1 protein-coding gene is annotated in these 2,526 nt (G+C 44.8%); it reads right to left on the reverse strand.

Features of this window, described 5'->3' with window-relative positions:
* Positions 1 to 121: 121 nt before the first annotated feature.
* On the reverse strand, positions 122 to 472 hold the full coding sequence (locus tag AO277_RS12625) for a hypothetical protein (protein ID WP_257214223.1): 351 nt from the start codon (positions 470 to 472) through the stop codon (positions 122 to 124).
* Between the last annotated feature and the right edge of the window lie 2,054 nt (positions 473 to 2,526).

The following is a 2,526-nucleotide window of genomic DNA, read 5'->3' on the forward strand; positions in this document are numbered from 1 at the left end:
TTTGGTCGGCATACATGCACCTCTAGCTACATGTTATGCCCGAACACAAAATTTCTGACAGTCTCTGTGGTCCTAGAGCTATAGGGGCAATGCACCTCACCTCTTTTAATAAATAATTCTCTCAGTTTCTTGACGCTAAGCTCAGTCTTCGGAAGTCTGCTTCCCATTCTTCAGTCACTTTGGCTTCCTTGGCTAGATGTCCTTCGATATCTTGTTTCTTTGGGCGACCTACTGGTCTGGTTACGCCAGCAATCTTAAGTAGTTCCTTGACAGCAGGTATGTTTCCTTCGTTAAGCGCATACTTCAATGACTCAAGTGACTTGTCAAACCAGTACAGTCGGTGCTCCTCTTTCCATCCTTGGTTTTCTGCATGGCTATCTAGCAGGGCTAGACTAACTCCAAGAGTCTTGGCTAGCTCAATGTGTGAGTAGGCTTCTACGTATTGTTGTTTGTGTTCGTCTTGAATATTCATATTGTTCTCTTTGGTTTAAGTAAGTGTGGTGGTGGGCTTTCAGCAGGAGTCACTGCGTGACAGCAGAAGCAAGAGCACGCCACGTAGTGGCATACGCAATAAAGAAAGATCAAGAGCGATACATGCTGGTAGGTAGTCCGCTTTTGATTCTCTCTTTTATGCGTGCTCTTGTCAGCTATGCTGACGTTGCTTTTGCTTTTAAGAAAGATCCATCGATAGATGGTAGTCTAAGGGTGGTATCTTGCTTAATGTACTAAGAGGGGAGTAGCACCTGTCAGCTTGCTGACGTTAAGGTGTTCTTATAAATTGATCAAAAACTCTTAAGAGTCTTTAAGAGAAAATGATCAAAATAATGCTGGCGTTGATCAATCCAAGCGGCATCTATAAGTTTCTTATATATCCGGCCGTATTAATTCCTAGCCCATACCTTGGTTGATCTTCAATGAGTAACCACTAAGCGTCCCTGCGGGACAAGTATATCGATGTCTCTCTATATCCGACCGTATTTAGAAATGTTAGGGAGCGGTGGTAGCTCCCCTTGTCTCTGGATGTTACGTTCAAAGACTGGTAGGTCTTTCGTGAGGAGGGGGATAGAAAGTTCCTCTCTACTATCCGACCGTAATTAATACCGAGGTGGTAATCTCTTGGTACGTTAGTGGTGAGTCATAGAGGCGGTAGCTCCTCTACTATCCGAGCGTATTAATAGTTCTGTTGACGACTGATAGGATTGGACTGAGCTGTAGCTAATATGGTGTTCCCCATATATCCGACCGTATTATAATCTAGGTAGGGAGGGATACGATTCAGAAAAGCTAACTTCAAACTCTAGTAGTCCTTTGATGCTAGGGTTACGCTCAAGGAAGAAACTCATGCCGCTGATTGCATGCCTAGCGCATTGACATACTCTACGTGCCTGCCGGTCACTCATTGGTGTGAGGTTCTCTAACAGTATAGAGGTTCTAATATTCTCAGTGCTTACTTCTGGCAGCATACAAGCTTTCAGAACATGAGAGGGGCTAGTGCTCATTGTACCATTGCTAACTCCCCCTGCTGTCATACAGGAGCCATAGACGTAATCATCAAGCCAAGGATGGTTCTCACTGTTTGCCACCTTGAAGTGCTTAGCATATGGGTTGAGCATTGTCTTAGGCTTAGGACCTCTCTTAACTTTGATTTCTGTTGTCCCTATAGTCTGCTTATAAGGAGATTGCTCGCAAGGGGTAAGGAGACAGATAGCAGACTTAGGTGGAATGTTGCAGTTTCGAGCAGTTGGATAATCATAAGGAACCTCGGGTATGGCATGAGTGGTGTACTCCCCTAAGACTTCACCGCTGAGTTTGTCTAAGACATAATCACCTACACGAATGGTTCTTTGTAGTTGAGTAACAATATCTCTGATGTCGCTAGGTTGGTGACTTAGCATAAAGGGTGTTCTTCTTGTTGCCTGTAAGCTCCTGAGAGCGTTTGCAGGAGGCGTTAGGGATAAGGCTATACCTTGTCATGAGGGTGCTGTGAGACGCTTGCAGAGGCTTGCTGATGTCGTCTCTCTTGATGTTGTTTAACTATTGCTATCACGTATTAATTAGTAGTAGCGTTTTCTGGCTTGATCAATGTGCTCAATCGAAAGGTTGGAGATGTATCCAACTGCTTGTGAGGAAACTCGATACTTTAAAGAAAGCGCATAGATTGCTTTGGGGCTTCCTCTAGCGGCCACAAACTGTTTGGCAAGTCCTCTCTGTATGATGAGTGGGGTAAGGTGTTTCTTGTTGTACTCTGCATCGGGGATGTGTATGTAGTCATCGTCTGAGTTCATGTTAGCGCTCTAAGCAAGGCAAGCCATGTAGCTCACCGCTATTCTTGTGATTGTTAAGAGGGTTAGGCAGGTGGTATACACGATGAAAGCTGTAACCAACCAGCTAATGATTGTCTTCATTTGCTTGACTGAGACTGTCAGAAATTTTGTGTTCGGGCATAACATGTAGCTAGAGGTGCATGTATGCCGACCAAAAAGAAGTCCGCCAATGCAACAGCGAGGGAGTTGCCCTCGATTCCCC

Origin of the sequence: Pseudomonas amygdali, from assembly GCF_002699855.1 — a bacterium.
Lineage (GTDB): Bacteria > Pseudomonadota > Gammaproteobacteria > Pseudomonadales > Pseudomonadaceae > Aquipseudomonas > Aquipseudomonas amygdali.

Coding starts and splice junctions, on each gene's coding strand:
- AO277_RS12625 (WP_257214223.1), bottom strand. CDS start 472: ATGAATATTCAAGACGAACACAAACAACAATACGTAGAAGCCTACTCA.